The 15,079-nt window shown below is 46.9% G+C and carries 13 protein-coding genes; 9 read left to right on the forward strand and 4 right to left on the reverse strand.

Annotated elements, in window-relative coordinates:
- The first annotated feature begins 140 nt into the window (after nucleotides 1-140).
- A complete protein-coding gene (locus tag LSG37_RS16750; protein ID WP_233080950.1) occupies nucleotides 141-1,601 on the forward strand; it encodes a diguanylate cyclase in 1,461 nt (486 codons plus the stop codon).
- Here the strand turns inward: LSG37_RS16750 and LSG37_RS16755 are convergent.
- Nucleotides 1,585-2,013: an Lrp/AsnC family transcriptional regulator gene (locus LSG37_RS16755; RefSeq protein WP_040555077.1), complete on the reverse strand. Its 429-nt coding sequence runs from the start codon at nucleotides 2,011-2,013 to the stop codon at nucleotides 1,585-1,587. The two genes, LSG37_RS16750 and LSG37_RS16755, sit on opposite strands and share 17 nt — an antisense overlap.
- 130 nt (nucleotides 2,014-2,143) lie before the next feature.
- Between LSG37_RS16755 and yjeH the strand changes: the two genes are divergently transcribed.
- Nucleotides 2,144-3,415, forward strand: coding sequence for an L-methionine/branched-chain amino acid transporter (gene yjeH, locus LSG37_RS16760; RefSeq protein WP_233080951.1), 1,272 nt, complete (start codon nucleotides 2,144-2,146; stop codon nucleotides 3,413-3,415).
- Here yjeH and LSG37_RS21510 read toward each other — a convergent pair.
- Both LSG37_RS21510 and LSG37_RS16765 read right to left on the reverse strand, forming a co-directional pair.
- Nucleotides 3,372-3,707, reverse strand: coding sequence for a YceK/YidQ family lipoprotein (locus tag LSG37_RS21510; protein WP_494546246.1), 336 nt, complete (start codon nucleotides 3,705-3,707; stop codon nucleotides 3,372-3,374). The two genes, yjeH and LSG37_RS21510, sit on opposite strands and share 44 nt — an antisense overlap.
- A complete protein-coding gene (locus LSG37_RS16765) occupies nucleotides 3,708-4,139 on the reverse strand; it encodes a cupin domain-containing protein (RefSeq protein ID WP_233080952.1) in 432 nt (143 codons plus the stop codon).
- A 178-nt stretch (nucleotides 4,140-4,317) separates the two neighbouring features.
- Here LSG37_RS16765 and LSG37_RS16770 point away from each other — a divergent pair, with 178 nt between their 5' ends.
- From LSG37_RS16770 to LSG37_RS16800, 7 genes are all read left to right on the forward strand, one after another.
- Complete coding sequence (locus LSG37_RS16770; RefSeq protein WP_233080953.1) at nucleotides 4,318-4,701, forward strand: DUF1294 domain-containing protein; 384 nt, start codon at nucleotides 4,318-4,320, stop codon at nucleotides 4,699-4,701.
- A gap of 120 nt (nucleotides 4,702-4,821) precedes the next feature.
- Nucleotides 4,822-5,991 (forward strand): dipeptidase, encoded by a 1,170-nt coding sequence (locus LSG37_RS16775; protein ID WP_233080954.1) that lies wholly within the window; start codon nucleotides 4,822-4,824, stop codon nucleotides 5,989-5,991.
- A gap of 24 nt (nucleotides 5,992-6,015) precedes the next feature.
- Nucleotides 6,016-9,342 carry an MHYT domain-containing protein gene (locus tag LSG37_RS16780; protein ID WP_233080955.1) on the forward strand — a complete coding sequence of 1,109 codons (3,327 nt, stop codon included), beginning with the start codon at nucleotides 6,016-6,018 and terminating at the stop codon, nucleotides 9,340-9,342.
- On the forward strand, nucleotides 9,342-10,322 hold the full coding sequence (locus LSG37_RS16785) for a response regulator (protein ID WP_233080956.1): 981 nt from the start codon (nucleotides 9,342-9,344) through the stop codon (nucleotides 10,320-10,322). Before LSG37_RS16780 ends, LSG37_RS16785 begins: the two co-directional genes overlap by 1 nt.
- Before the next feature lie 81 nt (nucleotides 10,323-10,403).
- Nucleotides 10,404-11,732, forward strand: coding sequence for a hypothetical protein (locus LSG37_RS16790; RefSeq protein ID WP_233080957.1), 1,329 nt, complete (start codon nucleotides 10,404-10,406; stop codon nucleotides 11,730-11,732).
- A gap of 121 nt (nucleotides 11,733-11,853) precedes the next feature.
- Nucleotides 11,854-13,770: a S9 family peptidase gene (locus LSG37_RS16795; RefSeq protein WP_233080958.1), complete on the forward strand. Its 1,917-nt coding sequence runs from the start codon at nucleotides 11,854-11,856 to the stop codon at nucleotides 13,768-13,770.
- Between the two features lie 43 nt (nucleotides 13,771-13,813).
- Nucleotides 13,814-14,374, forward strand: a complete 561-nt coding sequence (locus tag LSG37_RS16800; RefSeq protein WP_233080959.1) for a hypothetical protein — start codon at nucleotides 13,814-13,816, stop codon at nucleotides 14,372-14,374.
- Nucleotides 14,375-14,416: 42 nt separating this feature from the next.
- Here the strand turns inward: LSG37_RS16800 and LSG37_RS16805 are convergent, their stop codons facing one another.
- Complete coding sequence (locus LSG37_RS16805; RefSeq protein ID WP_233080960.1) at nucleotides 14,417-14,980, reverse strand: DUF799 domain-containing protein; 564 nt, start codon at nucleotides 14,978-14,980, stop codon at nucleotides 14,417-14,419.
- Nucleotides 14,981-15,079: the final 99 nt, after the last annotated feature.

Below are 15,079 nucleotides of genomic sequence, written 5' to 3' on the forward strand. Positions count from 1 at the left end.
TTCATGGGGCATTTTTATTTCTGCACCTCCCCCCAGCTGAAATACCTTCTGTTAATATTTTGCTGATGACCTTGCGGCTTACCCAAAGCAGACCTATGGTGCTAAAGGAGCATATGCCATAACACAGGGCTGTTCATCTCATGTCAGCAGTAGGTTTTAAGGGTGCTGGTGCTATTCTTTTGCTTTGCCTCTGGCTGGCAAGCGCAGCTGCATGGGCCGAACCTTTGTTGTCAGCCTCCCACATACAGCACCTGAAACTCAAAGGCAAAATCACTTACTGTATAGACCCGGACTGGCTGCCTTTTGAAGCGCTATCGCAACAAGGCAAACATACAGGGATGTCGGCCGAATATATTCGCCTGTTACAACAAATGCTGCCTGTACCACTGGAGCTGCATCCAACACCAAACTGGCCTGCCTCTTTGCAAGCGGCCAAAGACAGACACTGCGATCTGCTCACTCTGGCTATGCCCACTCCATCCCGTCTGGATTACTTAAACTTCAGCAAAGCTTATCTGGAGGTGCCTAATGTGGTGGTCACGACCAAAGACAAGGCTTTTATCCGCTCTGCAGCCGATATTCCAAACTCAGCTCCTATCGGGATCAGAGCTGGTTTCGGCACGCTTGAGCTTTATCAGCAACGTTACCCGCAATTACAGCTAGTGCCTTTTCATAGCTATGAACAAGGGCTATTACAGGTTCAGGCCGGAAATTTGTACGGCATGCTTGGCAATATGGGCAGTATCAGCTTTAGCCTGCAACAAAACTCAATCATCAACCTGAAAATAGCAGGCCGATTAGCTGAAGATACGCTGTTGAGTCTGGCCTGTCGTAATGATGACCCTGTGTTGCTGGAAATTTTTGATACCTTGCTGGCGCAGATCAGTCCGGAGCAAAAACAGCAGATCAACAATCACTGGCTGGCTATTCGCTACGATCAGGGTTTTGACTACGAATTATTCTGGCAAATGCTGTTGGCCTTTATGTTACTGATTTCCGTGGTTAGCATCAGTTACCTGAAACTGAAAAAGCTCAATCAGGCACTGACAGAAGCCAATATCCGGCTGGAGCAGTTAAGTCAGCATGACCCTTTAACAGGGTTGTACAACAGGCAATATTTTGAGCCTCGTGTGCAACAAGCGCTGGCTTTGTGTCAGCGTCAGCAACTGCCTCTGACCTTAGCCATGATGGATTTAGACCACTTTAAACACATTAACGACAACCTTGGTCACAACTTTGGTGATCAGTGCTTAAAAGACTTCGCCACTTTATGCCAAAGCCAGTTTCAGCGTAAAGACGACTTAGTGGTGCGTTATGGTGGTGAAGAATTTATTCTGGTCAGCGTAGGCTGTGACGCCCAAACTATGCAGGAATTGTTACAAGACTTCTTACAGCGTCTGGAAGCGCATCAGGTACAGCTGAATAAGCAACAAGGCCATTGCACTGTCAGTATCGGCTGGTACTGCGATATTCCGCCCTTTGACATGGATAGCGAAACCTTGGTCGAACTGGCTGATCAGGCGTTGTATCAAGCCAAAAATGCCGGGCGTAACTGCCAGGTTCGATCCAAAGCTGCAGCTTCCTCTAGCCCAGATTGTTAATCCATTCACTCATCACCACATGAGTGCGGATTTTAATCACATCCAGTTCGGCATCCAATAACTCTCGTATTTCATGCAGGCGCTGCATCGACTCTGTTTTTACATAAACCAGTAAATCCATTTCACCGCTGATGCCATGACAAGTGATCACTTCAGGAATGGCGCGAAACACATGCATCACGTCAGCACAACGGCCACACCGATGCTGAATTTCAAAGTAAGCCGACACCGCACTTTTTTGTGATTCAGACAAAAGCACCTGATAACCACGGATCACCCCGCTCTGCTCCAGCCGCTTAATGCGATCGGACACAGCAGTGCGTGACAAACTAACTTTCTCCGCTAAAGTAGACACACTTTGCCGCGCGTCTTTTTTCAGTTCAGCCAGAATATGTTGATCAAATTTATCCATCTTTTGTATACGCGCTCCGGCATTTTGCCGCTGTTTTTATCAATACAGCTGCATTTTCACGGTACAAAACCGCAGTTTGCAGCCTGGGCTTTCAGTAGAATATCACCAGCCCTAACCGAAGAGAAAAACTATGTCACACAAAGGAATTGGACGCTGGCAAGGCGCAGCATTAATGGCCACCACCTTACTGGGTACCGGAGTATTTATTCTGCCGCAAATGACTGTCGCAGTAGCAGGTTCATGGGCTTTGCTGGCCTGGCTGTTACTCACTGTCACCGTTTTGCCTTTGGCTTTTACTTTTGGTTTACTGGCCAGCCGCTTCCCTCATGCCACCGGGCCTGCCCACTTTGCGGCCTTAGCTTTTGGTGAACTGACAGGCAGAATTTTAGGCCTGATGTTCTTGCTGGTGGTGCCACTGGGCGCATCTGCTGCTTTGATGATTACTTTTGAATTTATTGCACCCTTGATACCGCAGGCCCAACAATGGCGTTTACCAGTTGAACTGGCTTTACTCGGGTTATTGTGGCTACTGAACTACCGGGGTTTACAGCTTTCAGCCCGCTTGCAGTTTGGCTTAACTCTGTTGATTATTATGGTGGTCTTGCTGCTATTACTGGCCTTTGGCCTGCTGCAACCGCAAAACGTACAACAGCCTACTTTGGCTGACTTTAATGGCAGTGCATTAGCGGCGGCCTGTGCCATTGCCTTCTGGAGCTTTTTAGGAATAGAAGCGATGACACATCTGGCTCATGACTTCAGAGATGCCAGCAAAGATTTACTACCTGCGCTGATCCGCGGTTGCCTGGTGGTTGGCGCTATTTATCTGGCCTGTAGCTACCTGGTGTTGGTGATGGGCTCTGGCCATCCGCTGGCTATGATTGGTGTTTTTAATCAGTTACTGGGAGGTTATGGCGAACTGGTGCTTGGCGTCTTAGGCTTTTGCAGTGGCATAGCCACAGTCAATGTCTATACCGCCAGTGTGGCGCGATCTTTAGCCAGCTTTAGCGAACAAGGCATTACTCCTGCTTACTTTCAGCAGAAAAATGCTTACCTGATGCCACAACGTGCTTTAACCGCTATTATCGCGGCCATGGCCGGGGTTCTGGTCCTGACCTGGTTCAGCGGCCAGCAGTTGGAAGATTTAATCAGCTGGGTCAACGGCGTTTTTGTAGTGATTTATCTGCTCAGCATGGCAGCAGCTTATAAACTGCTGCCCGGCCGCTATAAAGGCTTGTGTCTGGTGAGTTTAGCTTTGTGCCTGATTCTGGCTGTGGCTATCGCAGAACATATGTTGTACGCCCTGCTGTTGATTGCCGTGCTTGGGCCGCTGCTTTATTTGCAGCAGAAACAACAACGCCTTAGTTCACTACCTTCAGCGAGCCGTCCTGGATCTGGCGTGTAACAGTGTAAGGTAAAGCCAGGGTATCAGTGACAGCACAAAATACAGTGTCAGAAGCCCAAAATGAAAAATACATCGGTGCGCTATAACTACTCTTGTTTGGTTCGCCGTAAAGCTGGCAAAAGTTATGTGCCAACCCACTGTAAATGCGTGGAATAGACTGACAATAACTTTTTTTATTGTTGAAACTGATCGCCACTTTGCCTTTTTCCGGTTCCAGCGTTTGCATGGTGCCGCAGCCAGTTAGAACAGCCAGCAGTGTAAAAAGGCTCAATATTTTGATAGGTACCCGCATTTATAATCCTTCGGTGAATGGGGTTGAATTCGGTTGCCCTACAGCTCCGGCATAAAAAATCAGTAACAACACAGGTTCAGTGCCGATATTTTTGCCGCTGTGAGCAGTGTTGACTACTTCAGCTAAAGCATCACCCGCTTTAACCACATTCTTTTTACCATTTTTTAACTTTATTTCCAACTGACCTTGCAGCACAACACCAAAAGAAGGCACAGCATGTAAATGCCAGCCCGTTTCCCCACCAGGCGCTATTTCAATTCTGACACCGGTAATCTCGGCCTGACCTTGAGGATAGGTTAATAAGGCCCCATCCCAGCTTTGGCTGGTTTTCAACACAGGCGTTACCTTTACAGCAGCATTTGTTTCGATAGCGGATGAAGCGAAGCTAACAGACAGTAATACAGTACAGATCCAGCTAGTGATTTTGCTCATGGATTATTCCTCTGGGGCAGCTGAAATAAAGTCTAGTTGGAGCAAAACAAATCTCCAGAAAAAACAGTAACAAAGCAATTCTGGTTCAGCGGTATTTCAGCTAGTATTCTTTAGACTAAGCAAGCTTCATAACGCCTTTGTTCTGAAATCCAATCCAACGCCTTCTAAGGATCAGCTCATGCAACCTGACACCAGCACTTTTCGCTTCAGTTTAAAACTCAGTATCGGCCTTTTTGTGCTGCTGACTTTATGGTTGTTGTATCTGGATTGGCAGCTTTTAGTGCCTGGCTGGCTGAAGTATGTATTTGTGCTGATGAACGCTGTGACTTTGTTTGGCTATTGGCGGGATAAAAAGGCCGCTGAACAACAAGCGTGGCGCACTCAGGAAAGTACCCTGTTGCTATTGGGGCTGGTGGGTGGCTGGCCTGCGGCTTTTGTAGCTCAACACTGGTTTCGGCATAAAAACCGTAAAGTCAGCTTTCAGTTACTGTTTTGGTTAACGGTGTTACTGAACACCTCAGCCTTTTACAGCTTATGGTTATCCGGCTGGTTGCTGCCATAAGGGCAAAAACTGCGACCAGAAACAGAGCTTGCTCTATACCCGAAGTGTAAAGCGCGATAGATTAGGAAAAACCGTTGCAGCAGATAACGGTGTCTTTTATCCAGAACTATCGAGGGATCTATGCGCTTTACTCTACTATCCATCAGTTTAGTCGCCGCTTTTGGTCTGCAGGCTCAAGCCGCAGACTTTAGCCAACAGGCGAATAAAATCGCCCAAAGTATGTTAATTATCGACACTCATATCGATGTGCCTTACCGTTTACATGACGACTGGGAAGATGTCACTAAAGCCACCCAAAGAGGCGAATTTGACTACCCTCGCGCTAAAGCCGGTGGTTTAAATGCACCTTTTATGTCGATTTATATCCCGTCTTCTTATGAGAAAAAAGGCGGCGGTTATTTGCTGGCCAACCAATTGATCGACAATATGGAAGCTTTAGTCGGCCGTGCGCCGGACAAATTTGCCATGGCTTACAGCAGCGCCGATTTGGCCAAACACTTTAAAGAAGGCAAAATATCTTTGGCTTTGGGTATGGAGAACGGCACTCCTATCGAAGGCAAGCTGGAAAATCTGCAGCACTTTTATGACCGCGGTATCAGGTACATCACCTTAGCTCATTCCGAAAGTAACCATATAGCCGATTCAAGCTACGACTTACGCCGGCAGTGGAAAGGTTTAAGCCCTTTTGGTAAAGAGCTGATCAAGGCCATGAACGAAACTGGTGTGATGGTGGACGTGTCTCATGTGTCAGATGATGCCTTTTATCAGGCGGTCGCGATCAGTAAAGTTCCTGTTATTGCGTCCCACTCCTCGTTACGAGCCTTAGTACCGGGTTTTGAACGTAATATGGACGACAAGATGCTCAAAGCACTGGCCAAAAATGGCGGTGTGCTGCAGATCAACTTTGGTTCTGCTTTTATCGTCAATGCAGCAAATCAATGGGGCCTGCAACGTGACGCGGCTTTTAAAGCTTCAGGTCAGACCGATAAAGATGCATTCAGCCAAAATTATCGCAAAACCAACCCTTATCCGTTTGCCTCTTTAGAAAAGGTGTTGGATCATATCGACTATGTGAAGAAGCTGGTGGGTATAGACTACGTAGGCATAGGTTCTGACTATGATGGTGTAGGCGATTCTCTGCCAGAACAGCTGAAAGATGTGTCTACGTACCCGAACCTGATCCGCGGTTTATTAGAACGGGGCTACACTGAACAAGAGATTGAAAAAATCTTATCCGGCAACACATTGCGGGTTTGGCGTGCAGTAGAGGACTATGCAGCTAAACATTAAATTTAAGTTGTAGAGGTAAAAGTAATGGAATGGTTACGTCAGTTGTTTGAACATCCAGCCGATCCATTGCTGTTATCCGGCAGTTACGATCTCAGTTTAGTGGTGTTGTCGTTTTTAATAGCTGTATTTGCTTCTGCCATGGCGATGCAAATTACGGCTCAGGCTATTAGTGTCCGAAAAAATTCCTTACGTTTATTGATGCTTGGCAGCGGCAGTGTGGCGTTCGGCGGTGGCGTCTGGTCTATGCATTTTATCGGCATGCTGGCCTTCACTTTATGCACAGAAGTCAATTACCACTTTGGTTTAACCCTGTTGTCTATGCTACCCAGTGTCGCAGCGTCCTGGGTTGCTTTGGATCTGATCAGTAAAAAGCGGATCAGCCTGCCTCAGCTGTTGTTAGGTGGAGTGCTGATGGGTGCTGGTATTGGTACCATGCACTACAGTGGCATGGCCGCCATGCAAATGTCGGTCGCATTGCGTTACGACTTGCCGATGTTTTTACTCTCAATTCTGGTTGCTGTGGTGCTTGCCATAGTGGCACTCTGGATCCGTTTTGGTTTAAAACGTTTTAATCTGGCCCCGCAATGGTTAACGCTGTTGAGCAGTCTGGTGATGGGCGGCGCTATCAGTGGCATGCATTACACAGGTATGGCGGCAGCTCGTTTTGTTCCTCCGGCCGGTTTTATACCTGATGATCAGGCTGGCGAAATGCCGCTGGTGCTCGCTATGGGTATTACTTTTACCACCTTAGTGATCAGCAGTTTTGTTGTGGCTATCAACTTGCTGCTGAAATATCGCGAAGTCAGTGCTGTTGTCAAAACCAGTGAAAGCCGTTTGCTGGCGATGATGGACACAGCGGTAGATGGCATAGTCACTATTAATGCTAAGGGCCTGATCCAGGGTATGAATAAAGCTGCAGAGCAGATTTTTGGCTGGACTCAAGCCGAATTACTGCATAAAAACGTCAATATTCTTACCCCCGCAACTATTCGCCCTGAGCACGATTCTTATCTAAGTAACTACCTGACTACTGGTACAGCAAAAATTATTGGTATAGGCCGTGATGTTGAAGCAGTGCATAAAGATGGCCACCCTATACCGGTACGATTAGCTATAGGCCATGCCAAATTACCGGACGAAGATATTTTTGTCGCTTTTATTACGGACATCAGCCAGCGCCTGCGGATGGAGCAAGCGTTGAAAGAAAACGAAGAAAAATTCCGCTCTTTAATTGGCAATATTCCGGGGGCAGCGTATCGCTGTTTGTACAATGAAAACTGGGATATGGTGTTTATCAGTGACGCCATTGAAAACCTGTCCGGTTACCCTGCCAGTGATTTTATGCTGCCATCTCCCAAACGAAGCTGGTCTGATTTAGTGCATCCGGACGATAAAAGCACCACCAGCCAGTTGGATTTGTATCAAGGTAACTTCAGTATTGAATACCGGATCTATCATAAAGATGGCTCTGTACGCTGGATGCTGGAATATGGCGAAGCCGTGAAATCGGCTCAGGGCGAGATAGCCTGGCTGGATGGATTTCTGATGGATATCAGTCAGCGTAAACAGATGGAAGTCGACCTGCTGGAAGCCAAAAATAAAGCTGAACAGGCCGCAGAAAGCCGCAGCGCTTTCCTTGCCAATATGAGCCATGAAATCCGGACGCCAATGAACGCCATTATAGGTTTCAGCGATCTGTTATTAAGCTCGGAGCTCTCTGCAGAGCAGAAAAAACATCTGGCGACTATCCATGGTTCGGCTCATTCGTTGCTGCATTTACTGAACGATATTCTCGACAGCGCCAAGCTGGAAAAAGGCAAACTGGAACTGGAACTGGAGTGCAGTGACTTTTCTTTACCTGCTGTATTGGATGCCGTGGTGTCTACCTTATGGATCCAGGCGCGTAAAAAACAACTGGAATTAAAGCTGGAACTGGATCCAAAACTCGGCGAGTTTTATTACGGCGCGCCGGACAGATTGCGTCAGGTGTTGACGAATCTGATCGGCAATGCGATTAAATTTACTGACAAGGGTTCGGTGCTAGTTCGGGTGACTCCAACAGCAGACCAGCAACTGAAGTTCAGTATTCAGGATACCGGTATTGGTATAGCAAGCGATCGCTTAGCCTTGATTTTTGATGCTTTTACTCAAGCCGATGCCTCAATGAGCCGCCGTTTTGGTGGCACTGGCCTTGGCACCACCATCAGCAAACAGTTAGTCGAATTGATGGGCGGCGAAATCAGCGTCCAAAGTACTGAAGGTGTGGGCAGTTGTTTTGAATTCAGTTTACCGCTCAAAGCAGGTAAAGCCATTGTTGCGGCTCAGCAAGGTTATGTGCCTGCGCTGCCAGCTTTAAAAGTACTGATAGCAGACGATATCCCACAAAATCTTGAACTGTTGAAACTCTTATTACAACGTGCCGGACATCAGGTAACGGCGGTGACAGATGGCATCGAAGCAGTAAAAGCTGTGCAGCAACAGCCCTTTGATTTGGTGCTGATGGATATTCAGATGCCAAACCTGGATGGCCTGAAAGCCTGCCAGCAAATTCGCCTCTGGGAGCAAAACCATCACAACACCACCCTGCCCATCATCGCATTAACTGCCAGTGTGCTGGACGAAGATAAAACCGCAGCCAAAGAAGCAGGCATGCAGGGTTTTGCCAGTAAACCTATAGATTTTGCTGCGTTATGTTTTGAAATAGCTCAGGTGCTGCAGATTGAAGTGCGGGAGCCTTTATCCCAGCTTGCGCAAACTCCTGCATCCGATCAATTACTGAACTTGCCAAAAGCACTGCAGCTCTGGGGCAATCTGCCCACTTATCTGCCGCAATTACAGCAGTTTTTACAGCAACAACTGCCTCAGTTACAGCGGGCCATCGCAGAATTACAAGCCGAAAACTATCAGTTAGTGCAGCAACAGGCGCATGCGATTAAAGGCGTTAGCGCGAATCTTGGGCTGGACCCTCTGAGTAAAGCCTGCGCCGAGCTGGAACAGGCAAGCCGACAGCAGCAGCAACAAAGAGCCATGGAATTAGTACAGAAAATTCTGGGCTGCTGGCATAAATATGAAGCTGAATATCAAAAACTGCTGGCAGAGCAGCCTCTGGCGCAGAAAGAAGAGTCGACACAACTGGATAATCAGCAACTTAATACCATGCTCGACAGCTTAAAACAGTCGTTATTACGGCATGAACTGGATGACCAAGGCATAGAGCAATTGTCTCAATACAGCGGCGAACATCAGCCTGTGCTACTGATGTTGCTGGATGCCGTCAACGATTTTGACTTTAACCTGGCGCTGCAACTACTGGAACAGTTAAAGCAGAAGCTGGCGGAAGGAGAACTCTGATGACAGACAAACAAAGCCTGTTACTAGTGGATGATGAACCCACCAACTTAAGAGTACTACGCACTGTATTGCAGGAACAGTACCGCCTGTTTTTTGCCAAAAGTGGTGAAGAAGCCTTACAGCTGGTGCAAAAAGAACAACCTGATTTAATACTGCTGGATGTGATGATGCCAGGCTTAACCGGCTTTGATGTTTGCGCCCGCTTAAAAGCCAACCCGGCGACCAGCGCTATTCCGGTTATTTTTGTTACAGCCCTAAAAGATGAAATGGACGAAACCAAAGGCTTTGAAGTGGGAGCTGTGGATTACATCACCAAGCCTATCAGCCCTGCTGTGGTGCGGGCCAGAGTGAAAACCCATTTGTCTTTAGTGCAGGCGCAAGAGCTGAAACAAACCCGGCTGCAGGTAATCCAGCGTTTAGGCCGGGCTGCTGAATACAAAGACAATGAAACTGGCTTACATGTGATGCGTATGAGTCACTACGCTCAGGTATTGGCGTTAGCTTATGGTTTTAGCGAACAAAAAGCCGAAGACTTGCTGCATGCAGCCCCTATGCACGACATAGGTAAAATTGGCATTGCCGACAATATCTTACTCAAACCCGGCAAACTGACGGGTGAAGAATACACAGAGATGCAAAAACATCCGCTGATAGGTGCAGAGATTATCGGCGATTGTGAATCTGATTTATTAAAAATGGCTAAAGCCGTGGCTTTGTATCACCACGAAAAATGGGACGGCACTGGTTACCCTTTTGGCCTGAGTGCTGAGCAAATACCAGTTGAAGCCCGCATTGTGGCGCTATCCGACGTGTTTGATGCTTTAACCAGCGCCCGGCCTTACAAACAAGCCTGGAGTATTGAAGAGACACTGCAGCATATCCGCCAGCAAAAAGGCCTGCATTTTGAACCCAAACTGGTCGATTTGCTTGATGAAAATCTGCAACAAATCCTTGAAATCAGACAACGTTGGGCTGAATAATACAAAGCTTTTATTAATTAGTATCTTAACCTGGCTAAATCCTCGGAAACTGCCGTTTTATCACACAAGAAAGGACTCATAATGAACAAACTAAAGTTAATGACATTACTCAGTAGCACCATACTGTTCACCGCCTGCGGTGGCGGTGGAAGTGATGGCGGGGGTACAGGTGGAGGTAATAACACCGTCACTCTGACGGCTGACATAGTACAGCAAAGCCTTTGCCGGACAGAGATCCCTGCCACCAATGCTGAACTTGTTGTCTACGATTCGAATTGGGCGATAAAAAGTCGGCATACCCCTGATACTCAAGGCAAAATAACAGCGGCAATTCCTGCCACTCAGTCAGTCAATATAGCTTTTATTACCAGAACAGAAACGACCTCTGGCACACAGATTTATGCAGAGTCCCGAGCTCAGCACCCTGTGGGTGACCTCGGAAAATTTACTGCTTTAGGCTCTTCAACCCAAGGCTGTGAATGCCAAACCAAGGATGTTCGGGTGAGTTCAGCGCAGGGATTTGGTATTGATCGTATGACGTTGGCTGGAATTACGAGTCCGGTCGCATTTCGACAACTTTCCTCCTATGGCGGTGTTTTTAGGAATGCCCAAATTTGCCGGACCTCAGGTGGAGCCTGGCCTGCTTTGACAGTGTTAAACTCGGCGAGCACTGAATTAGCAGCTGGTAGTTTGACTAATTACAACATCAATACAGATCTGGAAATACAGTTGGACCAATTCGCCACACTTTATCCGGCCAATGTTGACATAAATTTCAATAATGTCAGGGTAATACATGAAGTCGATGGCACTATGCTCAGCACCCCTATCGATCAAGGCAGCACAGAATTCCCGGTGCTTACAGGCTTGGATAATCTGACACGGGCTCACCTGAGTGGCACCAACTTTCAGCGGATCACAGAAGATGGACAGTCGGTAAATATCTTTGTCAATCGCAGAAAAGCAGTAAATCTTACAAACCCAGGTACCACCTCCATTGACCAGCCGGATGTCACTCCACTTGAAGGTATGGCCTTGGCTTTTGACAACTTTATTACGTCCGATTCAAACAACTATTCAATTCCTAATGCAAATCAGTATGCAATGTTCTCACTCTATGCTGAAGTTAGCCTGATGGATGGTACTGAATACAGCGAAGCTTTTTACGGGCCAATGCAAGGCAAATACCCGGAAAACATTTTGCCGGCAGACTACAACATGGAAGAAAGATTAGAGATGGTTTCAGATCTGTATATTCAACTGTCTTTATCAAAATATGCCAGCGAAACGAATTACCAGAGTGCTCTGAGAAATCTGGTAAAAAGAAGCAGAACGGCGGATGACGAAGTGTTTGGCGGAGACTGGTCCGATTATTCATCACTTGCAATTGGCGCTGATGTTAATCTTTAAATACAGTGAAAAAACATAGGGAGTCTGCGTTATCACAAAACGCAGGCTCCTTTTCCTCCAATCCTGACTTTAAGTAGTGTTAGGAAAACAGCTGAAACATAACTTAAAACAAGGATTTTGTATGAAGCATACCCCACTTTATCTGGCGGCATTGGTCAGTGTTCTGCTGCTCAGTGGCTGTGATAAAACGCCGAAAACCGACACCCCAGTTATAGAAACTAAGGTTGAGGCCAAAGCTATTCCTGGCTACAGCCCAACTCAGTTTTATGCCACCAAGTCTTACTTGGGCAATGACATCAACCACAAAGCCGATGCGCTGTTAGTGGCGTCTGATGAGACTGGCGTATTTAACCTGTATAAAGTCAGTCTGGATGGCAAAACCTGGACGCCCCTGACCAATTCCACCACCGAATCTATTTTACCTGTAGGCTGGTTTCCGCAGGATGACCGTGTCCTCTATCGCGCCGATCAGGGTGGTAACGAACTGCACCATTTATATGTGCGTGAACTGGATGGCTCAGTCAAAGATTTAACCCCGGGTGATAAACACAAAGCTGAGTTTATTGGCTGGACAGATGACAACCAATTCTGGGTAATGAGTAACGAACGGGATCCGAAGTTTTTTGACCTGTACAGCTACAACAGCACAGACTATCAGCGCACTTTGGTGTATCAGAACAATGAAGGTTATGACATAGGCGCTTTAAGTGATAACGGCCGTTATATCGCCTTATCGAAAGAGCGTACTAATGCTGACAACAACCTGTATTTGGTTGATTTGCAAAGCGCTGATAAAACGCCTGTGCATATCACGCCGCATCAAGGCAATGTGTCGCATGGCATCTATGGTTTTAGCCGTGATAATAATCAGCTGATTTTTGGCAGTGATGAGAAATCTGAATTCAGCGAAGCCTTTGCCTACAACATCGCTGAAAAAGCGGTAAAGCCTTACAGCAAAGCCGACTGGGACATTATGTACATTGGCTTTAGCAAAGACGATAAATACAAAGTAGAAGCGGTCAACGCTGATGCATCGACTAAAATCAGCATCACAGACCAGAGCACAGGTAAAGCACTGCAGTTACCTGAATTACCTGCAGGTGATTTACGGGGAGTCACCTTTTCGGATGACAGCCAGTACCTGAGCTTTTACGTCAACGCCGACGACAGCCCTTCTAATTTATTTGTCTGGAAACTGTCAGAACCCAAAGCAGAACGTTTAACTCAGGCACTGGATAAAGCCATAGATGAAAGCGTACTGGTGAACAGTGAAGTGGTGCGTTACCCAAGCTTTGACGACCTAGCCATACCAGCCCTGCTGTATAAACCTAAACAAGCCAGCAACAGTACTAAAGTTCCTGCACTGATTTGGATCCATGGCGGTCCTGGTGGTCAGTCGCGTACAGGCTACAGCCCCGTCATTCAGCATCTGGTTAACCAGGGTTATGCCGTGTTATCGGTCAATAACAGAGGTTCCAGCGGTTATGGCAAAACCTTTTTTCATCTGGATGATTTAAGACACGGCGAAGACGATTTACAGGACATAGTCTACGGTAAAAAATACCTGCAATCGCTGGACTGGGTAGCGGCAGACCGTATTGGCGTGATGGGTGGCAGTTACGGTGGTTATCTGACGATGGCTGCAATGGCTTTTACCGATGAGTTTAAAGTCGGCATTAATATCTTTGGTGTGACCAACTGGGTACGCACTTTAGAAAGTATTCCACCTTGGTGGGAGTCTTTCCGTGAGTCGTTGTATGCGGAGTTGGGCGACCCTGCTGTCGATGGTGAGCGTTTACGTCGTATCTCCCCTGTATTCCACGGCGACAAAGTGAAAAAGCCGGTATTGGTGGTGCAAGGGGCTAATGATCCGCGGGTACTGCAGGTTGAGAGCGATGAAATGGTCGCAGCAATTCGGGCTCAGAATGTGCCGGTCGACTATGTATTATTTCCGGATGAAGGCCATGGTTTTCTGAAAAAGGAAAACCGTATTAAGGCGCAAGAGGCTTATTTAGCCTTTTTACAAAAATACCTGTAGCATCCAAAACAACAGGGAGCAGATAAAAACTCTGCTCCCATTGATGAAAAATAATTTGAGTCCTATGAAAACCAACTTCAGCTTTGTTTTGATCAGCAGCATGTTACTGACCGCTTGTGCCATACCGCGTTACACCGAGCGGTTGCAGCAACCTATGCCCTTGCCTGAAGGTGAATGGACAGTCAGCCAAAGCAGTCCTAAAGATATAGATAATGTCACAGAGATGCGCTGGCAATCGGTTGATTCAGAAAACTATGTACAAAGTTTTGTGTTTGAACAACAGCCCAACAGCGATCTGATGAAAACCAAAACCATTGATGATCAGCAAGGCCAGCGTAATTGCGACGAGTTGTTTGATAGTCAGATTTTGAGCGAAGAGCCAGTGAATGGTTATCCGACCTTGGTGTGGGTGTCTGAGTGTAAAAGTAAAAGCGGCGCTTATTCCAAAATTTTGCACAAATCCATAGCAGGCAAAGAGTCGCTCTATGTATTTAACAAGGTGTGGCGCAGTTTACCTTTGCAAACCGAATGGGATTTATGGCTGGATTACACCAACAAAATCCATATTTGTGATATCAACAGCAAAAGCCAGCCTTGTAAGTAGGTAAGCCTGGTCAGAGTCGGTGACTCTGACCTTGTTTTTAGATTAACGCTGAGCAGCCAGCGCTTCAGGGAAATCAGAGAAAGCTTCTTTTGTCACAGAACTGGCTTGCTGTTCATAGGCGCTCGAAGCTTCAAAAAAAGCCTGGTACAAAGCTTCAGGTAAGAACTTTTCAGCCATGGCAAAACGGGTATCCGTCTGTTTTTCTTTATGATGCCAAAGTGTTTGATCAGAAGTAGCAGACACCAGTTTGTACTCCAGCTCTACCGTAGCCTCTGAAGCTAGCAATTTAGCACTCTGCTCAGACCAACGCTGGATATCGACATAAAGCACCATATCCACATCTGTCAGGGCTGGTACCTCAGTCAACTGACGCGTTTGAGCATCCACAATCTGAAAGCCCTGCTCCGCCGCTACGGCCGGAACTTCGCGGTTAAATGCCTGTATTAAAGCATCAGGTACAGCTGCATCGCTGTGTACCACAATCATTACTTTTTGCGAATTCTCTTTCTGCACTTGCACATAATGTTGTTGGTCGTCTGCAATAGAACTGCAGGCACTCAGATAAACAGCGGCGACTGCAGTGATCACTAGCTTAAAGTACGTCATATGTTTGCTCCTTCCATCGGAAAAATCCTGTAACGCCTGTTACTGCACTGGCTTACTTTATACATTCAGTGTGGCTTATCCGGATGAACCAGAACTTAA

The sequence above is a fragment of the Rheinheimera soli genome, from assembly GCF_021290985.1.
Classification (GTDB): Bacteria; Pseudomonadota; Gammaproteobacteria; order Enterobacterales; family Alteromonadaceae; genus Pararheinheimera; species Pararheinheimera soli.

What these genes read in the sequence shown, in the direction of transcription:
- LSG37_RS16755 (WP_040555077.1), bottom strand. Translation starts at nt 2,013, where the DNA reads ATGGATAAATTTGATCAACATATTCTGGCTGAACTGAAAAAAGACGCG.
- LSG37_RS21510 (WP_494546246.1), bottom strand. Translation starts at nt 3,707, where the DNA reads ATGCGGGTACCTATCAAAATATTGAGCCTTTTTACACTGCTGGCTGTT.
- LSG37_RS16795 (WP_233080958.1), top strand. Translation starts at nt 11,854, where the DNA reads ATGAAGCATACCCCACTTTATCTGGCGGCATTGGTCAGTGTTCTGCTG.
- LSG37_RS16780 (WP_233080955.1), top strand. Translation starts at nt 6,016, where the DNA reads ATGGAATGGTTACGTCAGTTGTTTGAACATCCAGCCGATCCATTGCTG.
- LSG37_RS16805 (WP_233080960.1), bottom strand. Translation starts at nt 14,980, where the DNA reads ATGACGTACTTTAAGCTAGTGATCACTGCAGTCGCCGCTGTTTATCTG.
- LSG37_RS16800 (WP_233080959.1), top strand. Translation starts at nt 13,814, where the DNA reads ATGAAAAATAATTTGAGTCCTATGAAAACCAACTTCAGCTTTGTTTTG.
- LSG37_RS16775 (WP_233080954.1), top strand. Translation starts at nt 4,822, where the DNA reads ATGCGCTTTACTCTACTATCCATCAGTTTAGTCGCCGCTTTTGGTCTG.
- LSG37_RS16750 (WP_233080950.1), top strand. Translation starts at nt 141, where the DNA reads ATGTCAGCAGTAGGTTTTAAGGGTGCTGGTGCTATTCTTTTGCTTTGC.
- yjeH (WP_233080951.1), top strand. Translation starts at nt 2,144, where the DNA reads ATGTCACACAAAGGAATTGGACGCTGGCAAGGCGCAGCATTAATGGCC.
- LSG37_RS16765 (WP_233080952.1), bottom strand. Translation starts at nt 4,139, where the DNA reads ATGAGCAAAATCACTAGCTGGATCTGTACTGTATTACTGTCTGTTAGC.
- LSG37_RS16790 (WP_233080957.1), top strand. Translation starts at nt 10,404, where the DNA reads ATGAACAAACTAAAGTTAATGACATTACTCAGTAGCACCATACTGTTC.
- LSG37_RS16785 (WP_233080956.1), top strand. Translation starts at nt 9,342, where the DNA reads ATGACAGACAAACAAAGCCTGTTACTAGTGGATGATGAACCCACCAAC.
- LSG37_RS16770 (WP_233080953.1), top strand. Translation starts at nt 4,318, where the DNA reads ATGCAACCTGACACCAGCACTTTTCGCTTCAGTTTAAAACTCAGTATC.